Raw genomic sequence first — 14,985 nt, forward strand, 5'->3', positions numbered from 1 at the left:
GCGCCGCACGCGAGTCACGGCCCCCAGCCCCTCACCGCCTCCGAAGCAACCGCACGGAACTGTCTGACAGTCCGATGCCAACGGAATCGAGCAGCCCTGTCACGTGCCGCCTTGCCCATCAACTCACGGCGATGTCCCGACAGGGCAAGCGTGCACCAGGCCGCGGCGAACGAGGACTCCCCCCGCGCCAGCACCCCCGTCTCCCCGTCCACGACGGAATCCCGCAGCCCCGGCACGTCGAAGGCGATGGTCGGCGTCTGACGGGTCGCCGCCTCGGTCACCACCAGCCCCCACCCCTCCACGGCGGACGGATGCAGCAACAGCCACGCCTCGCACAGCAGCCGGTGCTTCTCCGCCTCGGACACATGCCCGGTGAACTCCACGCCGGGACCGGCGAGTTGCTCCAGCCGGGCCCGCTCGGGACCGTCCCCGACGATCACCAGCCGGCCACCGGTCACCGGCCGCACCCGCTCCCAGAGACGGAGCAGCAGATCGATCCGCTTGTACTCGACCAGCCGGCCCACGGCCACGAACAGCGGTTCCGGCGAGCGCCGCACCAGCGGCTCCGGTTCCTCGACGCCGTTGTGCACGACGCGGATGCGGTCCCGTTCGACTCCGATCGCGCGCAGGGCGTGGGCGGTCGACGGGGACACGGCGACCAGCAGACTCCGGTGACGGGCCGCCGCCCCGGCCAGCGCCCAGTGCTCCAGTCTTCGGCCGAGCCGCGCCGCGGGCGCCAGGGGCCCGCCGAACCGCATCTTCCACAGATCGGTGTGCACGTGGTTGACGAGGCACAGGGTGGGGCCGTGGTGCCACAGGGGCGCGAGGTACGGCATGCCGTTGCACACCTCGACCAGCAGGTCGGTCTCGCCGACCTGGCGGCTGAAGGCCGTGCGGGCGCGCAGGTAGTGCCCGAACTCGCCGCCCGCCGACACGACCCGGTAGTCCCGGTAGGAGGCGGGCCCGCCGCACAGCAGGGTCACCTGGTGGCCGAGTCGGGTCAGTCCGTCGGCGAGCCGGTCGACGAGCAGCTCGGAGCCGCCGGCGGCCGGGTTGCCGAGGTCGCGATGGGCGAGGAAGACGATGCGGCGCGGAGGTGGGGGGAGCGCCGCGGGGTGCTGCGAGTCGTGCGGTGGGTCGTACTGCGCGGTGTGCAATGAGGGTTGCCGTTGCGACGCCTGGGAAGGCGGCCGCAGCGGATGGGGCACGTGCTGGGGCATGGGTGCTCCAACTCGTCTCAGGGTGCGGAACTCAGCGGTGTTTTCCGCCTGCTTGTGGGGGGACTGTGCGCTTCCTAGGGGGTGGGTGTGGGTGGGTTGTGCTTGGGTGGGGTGGCACAGTTTTCGCCCACCCGTTCGCCGTGGCTACTCACGTACGTGACAATTTCCGGGCTTATTAGAGCTGACGTCCAGTCACATCGTGAGGACGGGCTCGGGCGTATCGCTCATATCGGTGGACTCGGGGCGCCTGCGTCCCCGTACCACCAAAACGCCCCCCACGGCAGCCAGTACGAATCCAGCCACAGCGGCCCCGATCGGCAACGTCCGGCCCACTGTTCGCAGTTGTCCGCTGTCCCGCTTCGCCAGCCGTACCGCGTCCTTCTGGGTCGCGGTAGTGAACGCGATCTTCCGGCTGTCCAGCAGGACCACGGCGTCCTTCTTCGCACCGGGTGCCCGCAGGGTGCGCTTGGGGCCCACCTGCGCGTAGACGACCCGGCCGGTCGCCTGGTCCACGACCAGCTCGATGCCGTGGTTGGAGTACCACTCCTCGGCCAGCACCTGCGGCCGGTCGGGTTCGTCCACGATCGTGCCCGGCACCAGTCGTGTCCCGACCTTCGCCGGGGCGACGGTGCCGGTGAACCGGTAACCCGTGTACCCCTGAACCTTCTTCGTACCCTGGTAACGCAACGTCACCGTCGATCCCAGGGAGTTGTCCCACCACTGGTAGGAGCGTCGCTGCACGTCGAAGGGGAATTTCAGGTAGGCCTCGCCCTCGATGTACGGCTTCTCGCCGCAGCAGTGCACCGGCTTGGTGGTCTTGCGGTCCATCACCCAGCGGTGCGGGACGAACTCCAGCGCGTCGTGCGGGTCGGAGGCCGGCAGCGACTTGTCGGTGTCGACGGTGGTGGTCACGTCCCACACCGCGGCCCGGCCGCTGCGCTCGCTGGCCTCGACGTCGCCGCGCACCCGCTGGGTGACGGTGATCCGCTGACCGGGGACGGTTTCCAGCTCCTCGGTGTCGAAGACGCTGCCCGTCCCGCGGTAGACGGCGGTCTGGTCGATGTCGATCGGGTTCACGGCGGCGCGTGGTTCCACGTACCACGCGAGCAGGGGCGCCAGTACCAGCAGAAACGTGCCGAGTCCCAGCAGGATCAGGGAGATTGGAGAGGCTGTACGGCGCATCCGGACACTCCAGGGGCGTGAGATGACGGAGTTCGGGCCGCTCTATGGGCCGGAGACCGTAGGCGTCTTGGCACGGGGTGTCAACGTCTTGACGGATTGTCAAGGTGCTGTCGACACTGGGTCGACAGGCAGGGTGGGTACCGGGTTCCGGGTGGGGACGCATGCCGGATCGAGCCGCTCGAGAGAGGCTGCCCCTGCGATGTCCAGACTGCTCGCCGCCGCACTGACCGTCGTCGCCGCCGCACTGCTCGCCCTCGGTGCCGCGCTCGGCATCGTCGCGCTGCTGGAGGCGACGCCCGAGCAGCCCAACACGCCCTTGATCACCTACGAGCAGACGGATCAGGGGAGTTGACCCGTGACCGCCCGCCCGGCAGCCGTGAACACCCGCTCCGCCTGGCATGACGTGCCGCGTCTCCAGGTCCGCCGGTTCGCTGCCATCGCCATGTCCGAGGCCCCGGCGCTCGCGGAGGAGATCCTGCGCGAGATCCGCCGCGAGTACCCGCATCTGCCGGTGGTCCTGGACGAGTCCGGCGAACCGATGGCCCTGGTCGGCATCCGCCGCGCGATCGAGGTCTTCGTCCAGCACCTGGAGACCGCGGAGGGCCGTCCGAGGGTCCCCCCGGGTGTCTTCCAGGAGTTCGGCCGGGGCGAGGGCCTGAACGGCCGCAGCCTCGACTCCCTCCAGGCGATCTACCGCATGGGCGTACGCCTGGCCTGGCGCCGTTTCGCCGACATCGGCCAGCGCGTGGAGATCCCGCCGCCGGCGATGTACGAGCTGGTCGACGCGGGCTACGAGTACCTGGACGGCCTGGTCGACCAGTCGGTCCGCGGCTACGCGGAGGCGGCGGCCAGGCAGGCGGGGGAACGCCTCCGCCTCCAGCGCCGCCTGATGGAGCTGCTGCTCGCCGACCGCCACCACGGCGACCCGGCCGAGGCCCTCACCGAACGCGCGGCCCGTATCGGCTGGCCGCTCCCGAAGAAGGTCGCGGTCGGTGTCCTCCTCCGCCCGGCCCGCGAGGCGGTGCCGCCCGCGGTGACCCAGGGCGTGCTCCTGGACATGGACTACGAACAGCCCCGCATGGTCGTCCCGGAACCGGACGCGGCCGGCCGCCCCGAGCTCCTGCACCGGGCCCTGGCCGGCTGGTCGGGCGCGATCGGCCCCCCGGTCCCGCTGGCCGACGCGGCGAAGTCGCTGCGCTGGGCCGAGGCGGCCGTACGCCTGATGGAACGGGACCTGCTGCCCGCCGGCGAGGTCCTGTACTGCACCGAACACACCGAGGCCCTGGTCCTCCTGCAACCGGAGGAGCTGATAGACGACCTCGCCCTGCGCTGTCTGTCCCCCCTCCAGCACTGCGGCCCCACCCACGCCCGCCGCCTCGCCGAGACCCTGCTCGCCTGGCTGGAGACCCGCGGCGGCGCCCCGGAGGTCGCCACCCGCCTGGGCGTCCACCCACAGACGGTCCGCTACCGCTTACGCCAGATCCGAGAACTCTGGGGCGACGAGATAGACGACCCGGACCGCCGCTTCGAACTGGAACTGGTACTCCGGGCGCGCCGGCTGCGGGGGGAGCTGGCCTGAGCGACGCAGTGTGACGTGTCGCACACGGAGTGGGGGTGAACGTCCCGCAGGCCCATTGCCCGGGGAAACTGCCTGTCGCTAGCCTGTGTTCGTCATGCCGATCGTCTGTTGAAATATCGAACGCAGACGCCTTAGACAACATAGAGAGGGGGCCGGTTGTGGGACGCCTCGTACCTGCCGTGACCCGGGCTCTCGACATTCTCGAGCTCTTCCTCGACGGGGACGGCACGCTCTCCGCCCCCGACATAGTGCGCCGGCTCCAGCTGCCCCGCACCACGGTCCACGAGCTGGTGACCACTCTGGCCGCCCGTTCGTACATCGTCCAGGTGCCGGGCCAGCCGGGACGCTACCGGCTCGGGGTCCGGCCGTACCAGCTCGGCAGCCGCTACGCCGAGCAGCTCGACCTCGCCGCCGAGGGGCAGCAGGTCGCCCGGTCCGTCGCCGAGACCTGTGACGAGACCGTGCACGTGGCGATCCTGGAGGGCACCGACGTCATCTACATCGCCAAGGTCGACTCGACGCACGCGGTGCGGATGGTCTCGGCTGCGGGGCGCCGGCTCCCGGCCCACTGCACCTCCGTCGGCAAGATGCTCCTCGCCTCCCTCCCCGAGTCGCAGCTCGCCTCCCGTATCCAGAACGGCGTCCCGCTGGTCGCCATGACGCCCAACAGCATCACCGACCCCGGCATCCTGCGCGAGGCCCTGGACGAGATCCGGCAGCGCGGCATCGCCGTCGAGAACCGGGAGTCCAACCCGGACGTCTCCTGCGTGGCCGCCCCGGTCCGCGACCGCACCGGCCAGGTCGTCGCCGCGCTCTCCATCTCCGTGCCGATGATCCGCTGGAGCGACGACCGCCGCGCCGAACTCGAGCAGCTCGCCCTCAAGGGCGCCGCCGAACTCTCCGAGCGCCTCGGTCACCGGAGCCTGGCATGACCCGCCTGAGCAGGTACGACGTCGCCGTCCGGGCCGAGGCCGCCCTCGGCGAGGGGCCCACCTGGGACGCCACCGGGAACCGGCTGCTGTGGATCGACATCCTCGGCGCCCGGCTGCACACCTACGACCCCGCCACCGGCCGGCGCACGGTCCGCGTCCTGGACCAGCACATCGGCGCCGTCAAGCCGCGCGCGGGCGGCGGTCTCGTCCTCAACCTCCGCGACGGCGTGGCCGTACTCGACGCCGACGGCACCTTCCGCTGGCTCCACCACGAGCCCGTCCCCGGCCGCCGCGCCAACGACGCCGCCGTCGCCCCCGACGGCTCCCTGTGGGCCGGCACCATGCGCTACGACGAGGCGCCCGGCGGCGGCACCCTCTCCCGGATCACCGCCGACGGCACCCACACCACCGTCCTCGACGACGTGGCCGTCAGCAACGGCACCGGTTGGAGCCCGGACGGGCGGCTCATGTACTACGTCGACTCGCCCACCCGGCGCGTCGACGTCTTCGACCACGAGGACGGCCGGATCACCGGCCGCCGTACCTTCGTCGCGATCGAGGACGGCGCCGGTTTTCCCGACGGCCTCACCGTCGACGCCGACGGCTGTGTGTGGGTCGCGCTGTGGGACGGGGCGGCCGTCCGCCGCTACACACCGGAAGGTGTGCTGGACCGGGTGATCTCCCTGCCGGTCCCGCGCGTCACCGCCTGCGCGTTCGGCGGCCCGGACCTCACCGACCTGTATGTCACGACGGCCCGGGTGGGACTGAACTCGCCGCATCCGGTGGCGGGTTCGCTGCTGGTGGTGCCGGGAGCCGGGAAGGGCGCGCCCCAACAGCCCTTCGCGGGCTGACTACTCGAGCCCCACCCTCTTCAACTCCTCGGCGGTCAACGGCGGCCCGGTCAGCCGCGGCCGCAACGGCCCCACCGCCGCCGCCAGCAGTACGGAAGGCGCCAGCAGCACCTCCGCCCGCCGCTCCAGCGACGTCACGTCGGTGACGCGGCGGGCGATCCGGCCGTTGCCGGTGGCCGTGTACATCAGCCGGTCGACGTACGCGGACACGAGCCGGTCCCGCCGCGTCGGCCCGTCCTCGGTGGCCCCCGGGTAGAACACGTCCTGCCCGATCGCAAGATCCCACGCGGCCCCGACCGGCCGGGCGACCGCCTTCTGGACCCGGCGGGACAGGCCGGGTGTGCCCCAGCCGTGCCGCCGTACCAGCCCTCGCAGGGCCACCGCACCCTGCGCCGCCACCGACATGCCGTGCCCGTACACCGGGTTGAACGCGGCGACGGCGTCTCCCAGCACGACGAGGTTCTCGGGCCACGCAGGCATCCGCTCGTAGAAGACCCGGCGGTTGGCGGTCGTACGGGTGAGGGTCACGTCCGTCAGCGGCTCGGCCTGCTCGAGGAGGTCGGCGATGACGGGGTGGCGCAGCTCCGCGCGGGCGTACCGGGCGAAGTCGGCGGGGTCGGCGGTGGGTTCTGCGCCGCGGGTGCCGCACAGGGTCACCAGCCACTGTCCGTCCTCGATCGGCAGCAGCACGCCGCCGCGTCCCGGACCGGAACGCGGGTCGAGCTGGACGTTGACGACGGGGAAACCGTCGCGGGCGGCCTCGGGAGCGCGGAAGAGGCGGCTGGCGTAGGTGAGGCCGGAGTCCACGGTACGGCTGCGGGGGGCGGGCAGGCCGAGCTCGGCCAGCCAGTGCGGGGTTCGCGAGGCGCGGCCGGTCGCGTCGATCACCAGGTCGGCGCGCAGGGCGCGTTCGGCTCCGGCCACCCGGACGCGGACGCCGGTGACCGCGGCACCCGTGCCGTCGAGCCCGAGCACCTCGGCGCCCTCCAGCAGCTCGATCCGTTCGTCGGTCAGCACCTGGGCGCGGACCGTGGCGTCCAGCAGGTCCCTGCTGGAGAGCAGCATGAAGTGCGACTCGGCCCAGCGGCGGAACCAGCCCTGCGGGGACAGCGCCACCATGTCCGTGGTCACCGGCAGCCGGTGCGCCCCCGCCGCCCGCAGGCGCCCGGTCACCCCCGGCAGCAGCTCCTCCAGCGCGACCGCTCCGCCGGACCACAGCTGGTGGACGTGGCGGGCCTGCGGAAGTCCCTTGCGGGGCACGGGCCCGGTGGGCAGGACATCGCGTTCCACGACGACGACCCGGTCGGCGAGCCCGGCCAGGGCGGCCGCCGCGAGCATGCCGGTGTGGGACCCCCCGAGGACGACGGCGAGTCTGGCGGGGGAGGGGCGTTCAGTCATGCGTGGACATGCTCTCTGCCGGGACGGCCGCGCGGGCGCGTACCGCCGTGATCTCGTCGGGACTGCGCAGCGCCGCGGAGACGGCGTGGATCTCCTGAAGCAGGTAGGCGGTGTCGAGCGCGGCTGTGTCGCCGCCGTCGGCGGTGTGCCGCCCGGTCTCCACGGCCTCCAGGATCGTCACGGCGGCGGCGAGGGCCCGGGCCCGGGCGGGCTCGGCGCCGAGCGCGAGGGCGGCGTCGTGCGAGCGTTGTCGCAGGTCCTCGTCGAGGTGCCGGGAGAGCTGGAGGAGCGCGTCGCGGATGTAGGTCTCCCGGCGGATCAGGCGGATCTCGGGGGTCGCCTGGAGGGAGAGGGGCTCGCGGGTGCCCGGGACGGCCCGCAGCGCCCGGGCCAGCGGTTTCAGTTCCCGGCGCCGGCGGCGCAGCAGCCAGCGCTCGTGCAGGTACTGCCCGGCGTGCGGGACGATGACGCCGGTCGCGACCATGGTTGCCCCGATGCAGGCGGCGGACGGCGCGATGTTGGTGTTGAGCCAGTCCAGGTCGTGCCCGGTCCACCGGGCCACGATGGCGGTGAACTTGGCGGCGCTGAACGCGAGATTGGTGACGTAGCCGACGCTCATGAACCTGAGGCCCCAGCGCAGCCAGCCGTCGAGTCCGTCGGTGCGGATCCAGGTCCAGATGAGCCGGGCGGTGATCAGACAGGCCGCCGTGTGCACGATCAGGTAGAGGAGGATCTCCTCGCGCATGAACGGCGTACTGGCGTAGTAGGTGTCCAGGTTCCTGATCTGTTCGACGGGCACGTCGGCGCAGGCGAACAGGACCCACAGGGCGACCACCACGGCCGTGTAGAGGCCGACCACCCACCGGGTGGCCCGCCGGGTCACCTCGCGGCGGTCGGGGTGGCCGTTGCGCCAGTGCACCACCAGCAGCAGCCAGGACGCGGACAGCGCGGTGATCAGGGAGTACACCCAGGGGGCCGCGATGTTCGGGACGCCGGTCACCCGGTTCAGCCAGGCGATGGTGCTCGGCGCCGCGAAGACGAACACCGCGCAGGCGACCAGCAGCAGGCCGCCGACGGCGCGCAGCAGGGGGTCCCGCCACAGCTTGACGATGCTGGGCAGCTTGATCGCCAGGGCGGCGCCCAGGACCAGGCCCGGGAGCCAGAAGGAGATGTACAGGCCGGTGAAGAAGGCGGCCGGGCCCTCTGCCAGGTGCTGGGACGTCACAGGGCACCGCCTCCGCGTCCCCGGTAGCCGAGCGACCGCTGGACCGGGTCGGATCCGGCGCTGCCGCCTCCTTGCGTCACCACCTGCCGGAAGGCGGCCGCCAGCCGGTGCCCGAAGTCGTCGGCCTCGGCCTCGTCCGCGGCCCGGGAGCCGTTGCGGGCGGCCACCGTCAGGGCGACGGAGTCCCAGCCGGGGCGGCTCGCGAGGGCGTCGGCCGCGGCCGCGTGGTGATGGGCGTGGCCCGCGTGCAGATGCCACAGCTCATGGCCCAGGATGACCAACTGCTGCATCGCCTCGGCGCGTTCCTCGACGATGACGAGGTCGAAGTCCTGGAACTCCACCCACAGCCCGGTGACCGCGATCTCGTCGGGGAAGCGCTCGAAGCGCAGGTCGACGGGGCGGCCGCCGCGGCGGGCGCTCATCTCCTGGCACAGGGCCCGGCACAGCTCGGGCACGTCGGCCGGGGGACGGGGTCTGGCCCGGACCGCGGCGGTGAGGTGGGAGACCAGTTCGCGCATGGCCGAGGTCGCACGGGTGCGTCGTAGCGCCGAGGCGATCCGGGCCGCACTCCTGCGCGCACCCGCGATGTCCATCCCACCCCCTGAGCCTTCCCGCCGCCGTAGGACGGGCTGTTCGAGAGTACGCGCCCCGAAGTGTCCCGTCACGCGATCCGATTTTGCTGCACGCCCCATTGACTGGAAAGCGCTTCCTGCCTACGGTCCCGTTCGAAGTTACGAGCGCAATTCGAGATCTCGAACAGATGGGCAGGGTATGGGACGACCCGACCTGAGTCGCAGACACCTTCTCGGCGCGGCCGGCGGCCTCACCGTCGCCGCGAGCTTCGGCTTCGCGGCCCTCGGCACCGGCGCCGACGCGCTCGCCTCCGGCGCGGACACCCGGGTGCGCTACTGGAACCTCTTCAGCGGCGGCGACGGCGCCAACATGATCGCGATGCTGGACGCCTTCCGGCACAGCCACCCGGACATCGACGTGAAGGACTCCACCCTCCAGTGGGGCAACCCCTTCTACACCAAGCTCGCCATGGCCGCCGCGGGCAACCGCGCACCCGACCTCGGCGTCATGCACATGGGCCGGGTCACGGGCTTCTCGCCCGGCCGCCTCCTCGACCCCTGGGACGTCGACCTGCTCGCCAAGTACGGCGTGCGGGAGCAGGACTACAACCCGGCCCTGTGGAAGCGCGGGGTCATCGACGGCAAGCTGTACGCCCTCCCGCTCGACATCCACGTCCAGCTCTGCTTCTACCGCAAGGACGTGCTCGGCAAGGCGGGCCTGCTCGGTGACGACGGGCGGATGATCCCGGTCACCTCCACCGACGAGTGGTTCGACGTCCTGAAGAAGGCCAAGTCCGCGCAGAAGAAGGGCCTCCAGACGATCGGCCTGTGGACCAACGACCAGAACTTCCAGTGGTGGTTCTTCGTCGCCTTCTACACCCAGCTCGGCGGCAAGTGGTTCGACGACGCCAACACCGAGGTCCTCTTCGACCCCGACAAGGCCACCCAGGTCCTGGAGTTCCTCCGCAGGCACGTCACCGACGGGTACGTCATCCCCGGCGCCCCCACCGGCGAACAGTTCATCAACGGCGCCCCCTTCACCTGGGAGGGCAACTGGTCCGTGCCGGTCTTCTCCGGCGCGAAGCTCGACTACGGCGCGACCCCGCTGCCACCCGTCTTCGGCAGGCAGGCCACCCACGCCGAATCCCACGCCTTCGTCCTGCCCCACCAGGCGAACCGGGGCGGCGCCACCAACGAGGGCGCGCACCGACTCGCCGCGTACGTCGTCACCCACGCCCTCCAGTGGGCGGCCGGCGGTCACATCCCCGCCTACACACCGACGCTGTCCACCGCCGCGTACAAGAAACTCACCCCGCAGAACGAGTACGTCAGCGCCATGGACCACCAGGCCACCGAGCCCAAGGTGTGGTTCGCGGGCTCCACCGGGGTCCTCGCCCAGGACCTCGGCCCGGTCGTCGTGTCCTCCACGATGGGCTCCGCCAAGCCGGCGTCGGTCGCGCAGACCATGAAGAAGCACCTCACCAAGCTGCTCGCCTCGAAGAACCCGATGGACGGCAGGACCGCCGCGCAGGGAGGTGCCGTCGCATGACCACCAGCGCTCACACCGTTCTCCCGGGCGCACGCGCCAGGACCGCGACCGCGACGGCGACCGTCCGCCGCAAGCAGGGCTTCCAGCACGGGGGTTGGTTCGTCGCCCCCTTCCTGGCGCTCTTCGCGCTGTTCGTGGTCTGGCCGCTGCTGCGCGGGGTCTACCTCAGCTTCACCGACGCCAACATCTCCGGCGACGGGGCGAACTTCGTCGGCCTGGACAACTACCGCGAGGCCCTGCACGACCAGGCGATGTGGGACGCGCTCGGCCACAGCGCGTACTTCACGCTGCTGGTCGTCCCGTGCATCACGTTGCTCGCCTTCCTGCTCGCGATGCTCGCGCACCACATCGAGCGCGGGAAGTGGCTGTGGCGGCTGTGCTTCTTCGTGCCGTTCCTGCTGCCCTCGACGGTCGCCGCCAACATGTTCCAGTGGCTGTTCACCCAGGGCATCGGCCTGGTCAACGAGACCTTCGGGATCACCACACCCTGGCTCACCGACAAGTCGTACGCGATGATCGCCATCGTCATCGAGACCCTGTGGTGGACCGTCGGCTTCAGCTTCCTGCTCTACCTCGCCGCCCTCCAGGGCATCCCCGGCCACCTGTACGAGGCCGCGAAGCTGGACGGCGCCAACGCCTGGGACCGGATGGTCCACATCACGCTGCCGATGCTGCGCAACATCACCGGGCTGGTGATCGCGCTCCAGGTGCTCGCCTCGCTCCAGCTGTTCGACCAGGCCGTCGTGATGATGGACTTCGGCCCCGGACCCGAGCTCTCCACCCGCTCCTTCGTCCAGTACACCCTCGAACAGGGCTTCACCAGCTACCGCGTGGGCTACGCCTCCGCGATGTCCATCATCTTCTTCGTGATCATCGCGGTCGTCGCGCTGGCCCGGATGTGGCTGCTGCGCACCCGCGAGGAGGGAGCCCGATGAGCAGCACCGGGACACGGCTCAAGCCGCGCAGTTCCTGGACCCCCAGCCAGATCGTCCTGACCCTGGTCGGTGTCGCCGTCTCGGCGGTGTTCGTGGCGCCGATCGCGGCCGCGCTGTTCACCTCGCTCAAGTCGGAGGCGGAGGCGGCCGAGATCCCGCCGCACTGGCTGCCGGAGGTCTGGACGGGACAGGCATGGAAGGCGCTGTGGGAGACCGGCAACATCACCAACTGGTTCGTGAACTCCCTGGTGGTGTCGGTCTGCGTCACCTCCGTCGTGCTGACGGTCAGCGCCCTCGCCGGATACGGCTTCGCCCGCACGGAGTTCCGCGGCAAGGGCGTGCTGATGGGGCTGGTCATGTCAGGCCTGATGGTCTCCCCGGCGGTCCTCGGCGTGCCCCTCTTCACGACGGTCCAGCAGATGGGGATGGTCGACACCTACTGGGGCATGATCCTCCCCCAGTGCGCCCCGGCGGCGATGGTCTACATCCTCTACAAGTTCTTCCAGGGCATCCCGCGCGAGCTGGAGGAGGCGGCCTTCATCGACGGCGCGGGGCGCTGGCGGGTCTTCTTCACGATCGTGGTCCCCCTGGCGAGGCCGTCTCTGGCGGCGGTCGGCATCTTCACCTTCATCGCCTCCTGGAACAACTTCCTGTGGCCCTACATGGTGACCAACAACCCCGACCTGATGACCATGCCGAACGGCATCGCGACCGTCATGAACTCCTACGGCATCCAGTGGGCCCAACTCATGGCCGGCGGCCTCATGGCGGGCCTCCCACTGATCATCGTCTTCGTCTTCTTCCAACGCCAGATCGTCACAGGCGTGGCCCACACGGGCCTGGCCGGCCAGTGACCCGCCCACGCAACCGGCTCCGTTCCTCATGCCGAGTCCAACCGCCCCGGCGGCCCACCACCGACACAGGGAGCCCCAGTTGAAGCGCCTCGGAACGGCCACCCTCCTGACAGCCGTCGTCATGGCCCTGCTGCCGGCCACGGCCAGCGCGGGCAGCGCGGCCCCCGCCACGCTCCCGGCTGCGGCCCGAACAGACGCCCCCTACCCCGACCCGCTCCCGATCACCGGGCAGCAGATCATCCACGATCCGACCGTTCTGCGGCTCAAGTCCGGGCAGTACGTGGCGTACTCGACCGGTGGGGTGATCGGCGCGCGGCTGTCGCGCGACCTGCGGCACTGGGACGACGCGGGCAACGCCTTCGGGGAGCCGCCGAGTTGGTGGTACGAGTACAACGGCACCGGGGACCCCTGGGCGCCCGACCTCTCGTACCGCGCGGGGCGTTACTGGCTCTACTACGCCGTCTCCTCCTGGGGCACCAACCACTCCGCGATCGGCGTGGCCACCTCCCCCTCGGGCCTGCCCGGCACCTGGACCGACCACGGCAAGGTGTTCACCTCCGAGACCACCGACTCCTGGAACGCCATCGATCCGTCCATCATCCAGGCGGACGGCCGGCTGTGGATGACCTTCGGCTCGTACTGGACCGGCATCCGCATGGTCGAGCTCGACCCGCGCACCGGCAAGGCGCGAGCCGGAGCCACCGTCCACCACCTGGCCACCCGCCCCGACGCCCCGTACGCCGTGGAGGGCCCGTCCCTCGTCAAGCACGGGCGCTACTACTACCTCTTCGCCTCCTACGACGCCTGTTGTGCCGGAGTGAACTCCACGTACAAGATCAGAGTGGGCAGATCAACGGCGATCACGGGCCCGTACACCGACAGCACCGGCAAGCCACTCCTGGACGGCGGCGGCGACCTGCTCCTGGCGGGCCACGGCCGTTACGTCGGCACAGGAGGCGAGTCCGTCTTCCGCACCCGCGGCCAGGACTGGCTGGCCTACCACTACTACGACGCGGACGACTCAGGCACACCCAAGCTCGGGCTGAACCGCCTCGGCTGGACGAAGAACGGCTGGCCCGAGGTCTTCTAGGGGCGCGGGGAACTGCGCGAGCACCCCCACGACCCGCAGCCGCCAACGCGACAGAATCACCCATCCCGAAAGGCGCTCATGAGCCCCGCCCGCTTCACCCTCGACCCCGCCTTCAAGATCGGCGAAGTCAACCCCCGCCTGTTCGGCTCCTTCGTGGAACATCTCGGCCGCTGCGTCTACACCGGCATCTTCGAGCCGACCCACCCCACCGCCGACGCCGAAGGCCTCCGCACCGACGTCCTGGACCTCGTCCGCGAACTCGGCGTCACCACCATCCGCTACCCCGGCGGCAACTTCGTCTCCGGCTACAAGTGGGAGGACTCCGTAGGCCCCGTCGAGAACCGCCCCCGCCGCCTCGACCTCGCCTGGCGCTCCACCGAGACCAACCGCTTCGGCCTGTCCGAGTACATCGCCTTCCTGAAGAAGGTCGGCCCCCAGGCCGAGCCCATGATGGCCCTCAACCTCGGAACCCGGGGCGTCGCCGAGGCCCTCGAACTCCAGGAGTACGCCAACCACCCCGCCGGCACCGCCCTGTCCGACCTCCGGGTCGAGCACGGCGACAAGGACCCCTTCGGCATCAAGCTGTGGTGCCTGGGCAACGAGATGGACGGCCCCTGGCAGACCGGGCACAAGACGGCCCAGGAGTACGGCCGGATCGCCGCCGAGACCGCGCGCGCGATGCGCCAGATCGACCCGGGCGTCGAACTCGTCGCCTGCGGTTCCTCCAGCCAGTCCATGCCGACCTTCGCCGCCTGGGAGGCGACGGTCCTGGAGGAGACGTACGACCTCGTCGACCACATCTCCCTGCACGCCTACTACCAGCCCGAGGACGGCGACCTCGACTCCTTCCTGGCCTCCGCCGTCGACATGGAGTCCTTCATCGAGAACGTGGTCGCCACCGCCGACCACATCGGCGCGAAGCTGAAGTCGAAGAAGAAGATCAACCTCTCCTTCGACGAGTGGAACGTCTGGTACATGTCGGAGTGGCACGAGATCGAGAACTCCGTCACGCGGGACTGGGCGGAGGCCCCCCGCCTCCTGGAGGACAACTACAGCGTCCTGGACGCGGTCGTCTTCGGCTCGCTCCTCATCGCCCTGCTGCGGCACGCCGACCGCGTCACCGTCGCCTGCCTCGCCCAGCTGGTCAACGTGATCGCCCCGATCCTCACCGAGCCCGGCGGGCCGGCCTGGCGCCAGACCACGTTCTTCCCGTTCGCCCAGGCCTCCAGGTACGGCCGCGGCGAGGTCCTCGACGTACGGGTCGACTCGCCGACGTACGAGACGAAGAAGTACGGCGAGACCGACCTGCTGCACGCCACCGCGGTGCGCGCCGAGGACGGCACGGTGACCGTCTTCGCCGTCAACCGCAGCCGGACCGAGCCCCTGCCGCTCGAAGTCGCCCTGAACGGCCTCGACCTGACGGACGTCGTCGAGCACAGCGTCCTCGCCGACGCCGACCCGGACGCCCGCAACACCCTCGACGAGCCCGAGCGGGTCGCCCCGCACCCGGCCGAGGGCACCACGCTGAAGGACGGCACCCTCACCGCCGTACTGGAGCCACTGTCCTGGAACGTGATCCGGCTCGGCTGAACCGGGTC

Annotated in this window: 14 protein-coding genes; 9 read left to right on the plus strand and 5 right to left on the minus strand. The window is 70.9% G+C overall.

Annotated features, from left to right (window positions below):
- Positions 1 to 14: 14 nt before the first annotated feature.
- Both OHN19_RS30015 and OHN19_RS30020 read right to left on the minus strand, forming a co-directional pair.
- Complete coding sequence (locus OHN19_RS30015; RefSeq protein WP_330267182.1) at positions 15 to 1,220, minus strand: glycosyltransferase family 4 protein; 1,206 nt, start codon at positions 1,218 to 1,220, stop codon at positions 15 to 17.
- 192 nt (positions 1,221 to 1,412) lie between these two features.
- Entirely contained in the window at positions 1,413 to 2,402 is a 990-nt protein-coding gene (locus tag OHN19_RS30020) for a DUF3068 domain-containing protein (RefSeq protein ID WP_330267183.1), read from the minus strand.
- Positions 2,403 to 2,601: 199 nt separating this feature from the next.
- On the opposite strand from OHN19_RS30020, the gene OHN19_RS30025 reads away from it, so the two are divergent.
- The 4 genes from OHN19_RS30025 to OHN19_RS30040 all read left to right on the plus strand — a co-directional run bounded on the left by OHN19_RS30025 (position 2,602) and on the right by OHN19_RS30040 (position 5,764).
- Entirely contained in the window at positions 2,602 to 2,754 is a 153-nt protein-coding gene (locus OHN19_RS30025; protein WP_185092818.1) for a hypothetical protein, read from the plus strand.
- 3 nt (positions 2,755 to 2,757) lie between these two features.
- Positions 2,758 to 3,981, plus strand: a complete 1,224-nt coding sequence (locus tag OHN19_RS30030; protein ID WP_330267184.1) for a helix-turn-helix domain-containing protein — start codon at positions 2,758 to 2,760, stop codon at positions 3,979 to 3,981.
- A 158-nt stretch (positions 3,982 to 4,139) separates the two neighbouring features.
- On the plus strand, positions 4,140 to 4,913 hold the full coding sequence (locus OHN19_RS30035; RefSeq protein WP_330267185.1) for an IclR family transcriptional regulator: 774 nt from the start codon (positions 4,140 to 4,142) through the stop codon (positions 4,911 to 4,913).
- Complete coding sequence (locus tag OHN19_RS30040; RefSeq protein ID WP_330267186.1) at positions 4,910 to 5,764, plus strand: SMP-30/gluconolactonase/LRE family protein; 855 nt, start codon at positions 4,910 to 4,912, stop codon at positions 5,762 to 5,764. Before OHN19_RS30035 ends, OHN19_RS30040 begins: the two co-directional genes overlap by 4 nt.
- On the opposite strand, the gene OHN19_RS30045 is transcribed toward OHN19_RS30040, so the two are convergent.
- From OHN19_RS30045 to OHN19_RS30055, 3 genes are read right to left on the minus strand one after another with little or no spacing between them, the layout of a single operon-like run.
- A complete protein-coding gene (locus OHN19_RS30045; protein WP_330267187.1) occupies positions 5,765 to 7,162 on the minus strand; it encodes an FAD-dependent oxidoreductase in 1,398 nt (465 codons plus the stop codon). It abuts the gene before it with no gap.
- On the minus strand, positions 7,155 to 8,387 hold the full coding sequence (locus OHN19_RS30050; RefSeq protein WP_330267188.1) for an MAB_1171c family putative transporter: 1,233 nt from the start codon (positions 8,385 to 8,387) through the stop codon (positions 7,155 to 7,157). Before OHN19_RS30050 ends, OHN19_RS30045 begins: the two co-directional genes overlap by 8 nt.
- Positions 8,384 to 8,980 carry a toxin-antitoxin system, toxin component family protein gene (locus OHN19_RS30055; RefSeq protein ID WP_330267189.1) on the minus strand — a complete coding sequence of 199 codons (597 nt, stop codon included), beginning with the start codon at positions 8,978 to 8,980 and terminating at the stop codon, positions 8,384 to 8,386. Before OHN19_RS30055 ends, OHN19_RS30050 begins: the two co-directional genes overlap by 4 nt.
- Positions 8,981 to 9,158: 178 nt before the next feature.
- Between OHN19_RS30055 and OHN19_RS30060 the strand changes: the two genes are divergently transcribed.
- The 5 genes from OHN19_RS30060 (at position 9,159) to OHN19_RS30080 (ending at position 14,977) form a co-directional block, all read left to right on the plus strand.
- Positions 9,159 to 10,508 carry an extracellular solute-binding protein gene (locus OHN19_RS30060; protein ID WP_330267190.1) on the plus strand — a complete coding sequence of 450 codons (1,350 nt, stop codon included), beginning with the start codon at positions 9,159 to 9,161 and terminating at the stop codon, positions 10,506 to 10,508.
- Positions 10,505 to 11,443 (plus strand): sugar ABC transporter permease, encoded by a 939-nt coding sequence (locus tag OHN19_RS30065; RefSeq protein WP_330267191.1) that lies wholly within the window; start codon positions 10,505 to 10,507, stop codon positions 11,441 to 11,443. Before OHN19_RS30060 ends, OHN19_RS30065 begins: the two co-directional genes overlap by 4 nt.
- On the plus strand, positions 11,440 to 12,297 hold the full coding sequence (locus OHN19_RS30070) for a carbohydrate ABC transporter permease (RefSeq protein WP_330267192.1): 858 nt from the start codon (positions 11,440 to 11,442) through the stop codon (positions 12,295 to 12,297). The genes OHN19_RS30065 and OHN19_RS30070 overlap by 4 nt, the downstream gene beginning before the upstream one ends.
- Before the next feature lie 121 nt (positions 12,298 to 12,418).
- Positions 12,419 to 13,387, plus strand: coding sequence for an arabinan endo-1,5-alpha-L-arabinosidase (locus OHN19_RS30075; RefSeq protein ID WP_391193502.1), 969 nt, complete (start codon positions 12,419 to 12,421; stop codon positions 13,385 to 13,387).
- Between the two features lie 78 nt (positions 13,388 to 13,465).
- A complete protein-coding gene (locus OHN19_RS30080; protein WP_330267194.1) occupies positions 13,466 to 14,977 on the plus strand; it encodes an alpha-N-arabinofuranosidase in 1,512 nt (503 codons plus the stop codon).
- Positions 14,978 to 14,985: the final 8 nt, after the last annotated feature.

Origin of the sequence: Streptomyces griseorubiginosus, assembly GCF_036345115.1 — a bacterium.
Classification (GTDB): domain Bacteria; phylum Actinomycetota; class Actinomycetes; order Streptomycetales; family Streptomycetaceae; genus Streptomyces; species Streptomyces griseorubiginosus_C.